The following is a 5,725-nucleotide window of genomic DNA, read 5'->3' on the forward strand; positions in this document are numbered from 1 at the left end:
GGCCGAGGTCGCGAGCCGTCATCACACGTCTCGGCGCCGCAGGACCACGAACGCGGCCACCAGCACACCGGCGACCCCCAGGCCCAGACCGGCCAGGTTCCACCACGGGTGCGGGAAGTCCGGGTCCGGGACCGTCGCGAGAGCGGCCGACCCACCCAGCGTCGGCCAGAAGTCGAACAGGCCGCTCATCCAGGACGGGAAGATGCCGGCCAGGGCGGGCACCAGGAAGATGATGCCCACCAGGGTGGCGAGCGCGCCCGCGGTGGCCCGCATGATCGTGCCGAGCCCGACGGACAGCAGCGCGATGAGGGTGAGGTAGAGACCGCCGGCAACCACGGCCCGCAGCACGCCGGGATCGCCGAGGCCGGCGTTCGGCACACCCTGGCGGTCGATCAGCGGCTGTCCGATCAGGAACGCGGCGACCATCAGCACCTGGCCGGCCACCACGGCGACAGCCGCGGCGATCACCACCTTGGCCGCCAGCACCCGGTGCCGCCGGGGCGTGACGGTCAGCGTCGTCCGGATCAGACCGGTGGCGAACTCCGAGGTGACGACCAGGATGCCGAGCACCCCGATGATCAGCTGGGCCACGATGTACGCGGTCAGGCTGTGCGCCGTCGGATCCCAGGCGGCGCCGGCGTCCGCGTACGCCTCCCGGGTCGCGTTCGAGGTCAAGGCGGTGATGCCCAGCCCGACGACGAAGAGGCAGGCCAGCGTGTACCAGGTGGAGCGCAGGCTGCGGATCTTGATCCACTCGGCCAGCAGGGTGCGGCTCATGCGGGCACCCCCTGGTACTCGACGCTGTCCTTGGTCAGGGCCATGAAGGCGTCCTCCAGCGACGCCCGCTGCGGGGTCAGCTCACTGAGGACCACCCCGTGGTACGCGGCCAGCTTGCCGATGTCCTCGGCGCTCATGCCGGAGACCACGAGGGCCGACTCGAGCCCTTCCCGTACGGTTGCGCCCGCCGCCGACAACCGCAGCGCGAGCGCATCCGGATCGCCCGCCCGCACCTGCACCGTGCCGCCCCCGGCGGCGTTCATGAGCTCACTCACCGACGTGTCGGCGATGAGCCGCCCCCGGCCGACCACGACCAGATGGTCCGCGGTCCGGGCCATCTCGCTCATCAGATGGCTGGAGACCAGCACAGCGCGGCCCTCCGCGGCCAGCGAGCGCATGAGCTCGCGGACCCAGCGGATGCCCTCCGGGTCGAGCCCGTTCACCGGCTCGTCGAAGATCAGCACCCGGGGGTCACCCAGCAGGGCCGCCGCGATACCGAGCCGCTGCCGCATGCCGAGCGAGAAGTCACCGGCCCGCTTGCCCGCCGCGGCCCGCATCCCGGTCAGGTCGAGCACCTCACCGACCCGGCGCCGGGGCAGGCCGTTGCTGGCCGCCAGCGCGAGCAGATGGTCGTACGCCTTGCGCCCGCCGTGCACAGCGCCGGCGTCGAGCAGCGCGCCGACCTCGGTCAGCGGCACCGGGAAGTCGGCGTAGCGGCGGCCGTGGACCGTGACGGAACCCCGGTCGGGCGCGGCCAGGCCGACGATCATGCGCATCGTGGTGGTCTTCCCGGCGCCGTTCGGCCCGAGGAAACCGGTGACCTGCCCCGCCTCGACGGTGAACGACAGGTCGTCCACCACGGTGTCGGGCCCGTACCTCTTGGTCAGCCCGCGTACCTCAATCATCGTCATGGCGGCGATGCTCGCCGACCCGGCTGGCCGCTTTCGCAGAGCTTCTGGGAGAACTCTGAGAGATCCGCCGGTCGGACCGGCCGGGCGCCCGGTCCTCCCAGGAAATTTCCGGATCGCGCCGGGCCGAGGGTGGGGGTATCCCCCGCCCCGAGCCGGTGGCCAGCAGGATCGAACGGGATCGGACATCCGCGAAAGATCGTCTTCCATGACCACGCAGAAGATGTCCCGGTTCCGCCGGGCCGCCGTCGCCCTCGCCCTGCCCGCCGCCGTGGTGGGGATGGTGAGCGCGTGCGGGGATCCGGCGCCCCGGAAAGCGGCCTCCGCGGCGCTCGGGACCAGCTCGGCTCCCGCGGCCCCGGCCGACGCGGCCCTGCACATGATCGCGACCAACGGGCACCGGCTGGCCTTCCACGTCACGCCCGGGCATTCCCCGACCCTCGTGCTGGACGCCGGCGGCGGCGAGGACTCCTCCTACTGGGATGCCCTGGTGCCTCAGCTGGCGCGGGAGACCGGGTCGCAGATCATCACCTACGACCGGGCCGGCATGGGCGCGAGCGACGAGGTGAAAGGTCCCTGGGACGGCCGGGCCGCGGCCGGCGACCTACGGGCCGGCCTGCGTGAACTCGGCGTCAACCGGGACGTGGTCCTGGTGTCCCACTCGCAGGCGGGTGAGGTCGCCACCTACTTCGCCGGCGCGAACCCGGGCGTGCTCGCCGGGGCAGTGCTCGTCGACGCCAACCTGCCGCAGTTCTTCACCGATCCACAGATCGAACGCCTCATCGCGCTCACCACGCCGCAGATCGAAGCGCTCAAGAAGCAGCCGTCGACGAAGCAGAACCGCCAGCTCATCGCCACGGCCGAGGACTTCGGGCCGACGCACCGGGCGTACCACCGGGCCAACTGGCCGGACGGCGTGCCCGTCACCGTCATCGTGTCGGAGCAGACGCCCTTCGTCGGCTCCCCGCAGGACGCCCGGCGCTGGCACGACGCGGCCGCCGCATTCGTGGCCGCCGGTCCCGGCCGGACGCTCGTCACTGCCCGCGGCAGCTCGCACGACATCCCCGAGGACCAGCCCGCCCTGGTGCTCGAAAAGATCCGGCAGATGGCCGCCACCGCCCGGTGACACCCATCGTGGCCTGGCTGCCGGCGCCCGGATCGGCACCTCCGCGGTCCACCCTCGGCCTCGACGATGGTTGCCGCAGCGTGGTTCTCTGGTAGCGGAACGTCGTTGCGCGACGGAGGTGGCGGATGCCGGTGCGGGAACGTGGGACCCCGGTCGTCGTGGGGCTGCTCCTGCTGGCGGCGCTCTTCCTGTCCATGGTCGTCACGCCGTTCGTGTCGGTCGTCGCCGGCATGTGGCTGTTGGTGTGGTGGTGCCGCCGCCAGGTGCGGCTGGCCGCGGGACCGGACGGGGTCCGCACCGGCCTGCGGTACCACCTCTGTGCCGTCGGGGTCCTCTACCTGGTGCCGATCGGCCTCGCCGCGACGTTCTACTGTCTCCTGGCGGCGTACCTGCAGCTGTTCGGTGACTCCATCGGCGTGGACCGGCTCGGCGCGATGCAGCGGACCTTCGAGGCGGTGTCCGGGTTCTTCGCCGACCGTCTCAAGCTCAGTGAACTGGCCGTCTTCGCCGTCCTGGCCGCCGTGTACCTGCTCACCTGCCTGCTGCTCGGCCGGCAGCCGAAGGAGCCGGACGCCGGCCGCGGGTGGCGGTGGCGGGTCGCCTCCGCGGCCCAGCGGAGCACCGCGTTCTACACCCGGTTCAGCGGGCCGGCGGCGGCCGGGCTCGCCACCCTGGCCGCGTTCACCATGTTCGGCATGCACCTCGGCGTGCCCTCCGAGGACCTGCGCCTGCGGCTCAAGGTCGCGCAGCGCGGCTACGCGGAGGTGACCCGGCAGATCGAGGCCGATCTCAACCGGCGGGTCGCCGACCAGCTCTGGGACAAGGTGTACGGGTCGCTGCCCCAGTCCTACCGGAACACCCTGAGCCAGGAGGCCGCGATCGGCGACCTGCTGGACAAGGTCCGGGCCGCCGCCGAGCAGGCCCGCACCACCCACGGTGTCAGCGTCGCCGCCCTCGACCGGATCGTCGCCGACGAGACGGCCCGGCGGAACCGGATCTGGATCACCCCGGCCGAGGTCCGGCTGCCGGCGCAGGGCCGCACGGAGCTGCCCGGGACGGTCACCCCGGAGCAGGTCGAGACTGCCCGCGCGGCCGTCGGCGAATCCACGCAGCCGGGCATCGACCTGGTCGTCGACGGCCGCCGGACCGTCTCCCTGCAACTGGAGAAGGTGGTCAGCGAACGGATCGTCGCGCTCCTCAAGCCGTTCACCGAGGCGATGCCGATCCTCGATCCGCTGGTCCAGGCGTTCACCGAGGTCGCCGACACGGCCCTGCAGGAACGACTGGGCGCGGCGTACGACCGGCTGGTGAACTCCGCCCTGCGCGGCCCGCATGGGCCCGATGGGAGCGGAACCGGTCAGCCGGAAGTGGCTGAGGAAGCAAGGGTCATCGTCGAGCAGACCGACGTGACCCGGGCGGTCGAGCGGGCCGTGCCGAACGCCGAACGGGCCGCCACGACCCGCAGAATGCTGATGGAGTCGTTGTCGGCCGGCAGCGCCACGATCGACCGTACGGTGGCCGAGACGCTGACCCGCCGCACGCCGCCGCGGCCCCGCCCCGGCAAGCCCGGCGACCTGAAACTGCTGCCGCTCAAGCCGTTGCCGCCGCTGGAGCTGCCCAGGCTGCCCCTGCCGGCGCCGCCACCGCGGATCTACGACTACGGCGTGCCGGGATACCGCCCCGGGCCCGGCTACCGCCCACCACCGCGGTACCTGCCGCCGCCCCGGCCCCCGGTCCGCCCGCCGGTCCGGATCATCCCGTTCTTCTGAGCGGGACCACCGGAACAGCCGCCGCGGGCCTGATCACCGGGCCTTGCGGCGGACGACGACCTCGAGGTAGTCCATCCGCAGTACCAGGGTCTCGTCGTCCGAGACGTCGAATTCTCGCGCCGTCTCGACCATCTCGGCCCGCAGGGAGGTCGCGTCGTCGGCGCCCAGCGCTTGCAGCGCCCTGTTCGCCGGCCCGTAACAGTCGGCGAAGAAATCGGCCTGGTGCTCAGCCGATCGGAACCGCCAGTGAAAGGCCCGGCGGGGAGCCGTGATGGTGACGTCAGGCCCGAACAGCTCCCGCAGGCGTCCCTCGCTGCCCCACAGCACCGGCGGCCGTACGCCCGGCGGCGCGGGCATCCGGCGGCCGATCGCCCGGAACAGCGCGCCGACGTAGCTGTCCGGGGTCCAGTTCACCATGCCGATGCGGCCGCCCGGGCGGCAGACCCGGAGCAGTTCCCCGGCCGTCCGTTCCTGGTCCGGGGCGAACATGGCGCCGCACGTGGACAGGACCGCGTCGAAACAACCGTCGGGGAAGGGCAGGTCCTCGGCGTCGGCCTCCTGGAAGGTCGACTCCAGGCCCTCGGCCGTGGCCCGCAGGCGGGCGCGGTCCAGCAGCGCGGGTACGTAGTCGATGCCGGTGACCTGGCAGAAGCGCCGGGCCGCGGCCAGGGCGGCGTTGCCGCTGCCGCAGGCCACGTCCAGGACCCGTTCGCCCGCGCGCAGGTCGACGGCCTCGCACAGGAGCTCGGCGGTGATCGGGAAGCGGGCACCGACGGCGGCGTAGTCGCCGGACGCCCACGCGACCTGTTGCCGCTGCTTGACGGTGGCGATGTCCATAGCGTTCCTCCTGTTCGCTGACCACGCCGGAGGTGGTCACCGGAGACGCTAGATATCTGGCCGGACCGGCGGATCGGGAACGGTTCCCCACCTTTGGCGGCCGGACTCCCCATTTCCGGCGGGCACCAGCCCCAGCCTCAGCGCGGCCGCGGAAGCCTGGCGCCGCGACGGCACGTCCAGCTTGGCCAGCAGGGCGGAGACATGATGACCCACCGTTTTACAGACCCCCGTCAACGCCAGGTAGTTCTTCCGGACCTGCCGCGGAGTGCTGCCCAGCCGCACGGTCTCAGCGTTGGTGACACCGAACG

The 5,725-nt window shown here is 72.4% G+C and carries 6 protein-coding genes; 2 read left to right on the plus strand and 4 right to left on the minus strand.

Annotation, left to right across the window (positions count from 1 at the left end):
• Positions 1 to 21: 21 nt before the first annotated feature.
• A complete protein-coding gene (locus AB0C29_RS30545; RefSeq protein WP_360827330.1) occupies positions 22 to 777 on the minus strand; it encodes an ABC transporter permease in 756 nt (251 codons plus the stop codon).
• A complete protein-coding gene (locus tag AB0C29_RS30550; RefSeq protein WP_360827344.1) occupies positions 774 to 1,682 on the minus strand; it encodes an ATP-binding cassette domain-containing protein in 909 nt (302 codons plus the stop codon). Before AB0C29_RS30550 ends, AB0C29_RS30545 begins: the two co-directional genes overlap by 4 nt.
• A gap of 211 nt (positions 1,683 to 1,893) precedes the next feature.
• Here AB0C29_RS30550 and AB0C29_RS30555 point away from each other — a divergent pair, with 211 nt between their 5' ends.
• Together AB0C29_RS30555 and AB0C29_RS30560 are read left to right on the plus strand one after the other, a co-directional pair.
• The gene (locus AB0C29_RS30555; RefSeq protein ID WP_360827332.1) at positions 1,894 to 2,811 is read left to right on the plus strand and encodes an alpha/beta hydrolase; all 918 of its coding nucleotides are present in this window, start codon (positions 1,894 to 1,896) and stop codon (positions 2,809 to 2,811) included.
• Between the two features lie 131 nt (positions 2,812 to 2,942).
• Positions 2,943 to 4,580 carry a hypothetical protein gene (locus AB0C29_RS30560; protein ID WP_360827335.1) on the plus strand — a complete coding sequence of 546 codons (1,638 nt, stop codon included), beginning with the start codon at positions 2,943 to 2,945 and terminating at the stop codon, positions 4,578 to 4,580.
• A gap of 33 nt (positions 4,581 to 4,613) precedes the next feature.
• Here the strand turns inward: AB0C29_RS30560 and AB0C29_RS30565 are convergent, their stop codons facing one another.
• A complete protein-coding gene (locus AB0C29_RS30565) occupies positions 4,614 to 5,417 on the minus strand; it encodes a class I SAM-dependent methyltransferase (protein ID WP_360827338.1) in 804 nt (267 codons plus the stop codon).
• A 48-nt stretch (positions 5,418 to 5,465) separates the two neighbouring features.
• Positions 5,466 to 5,725, minus strand: a 260-nt coding sequence (locus AB0C29_RS30570) for a hypothetical protein (RefSeq protein ID WP_360827341.1), incomplete at its 5' end; no start/stop codon positions are given.

The sequence above is a fragment of the Actinoplanes sp. NPDC048791 genome, from assembly GCF_040650095.1.
Taxonomy (GTDB): Bacteria; Actinomycetota; Actinomycetes; order Mycobacteriales; family Micromonosporaceae; genus Actinoplanes.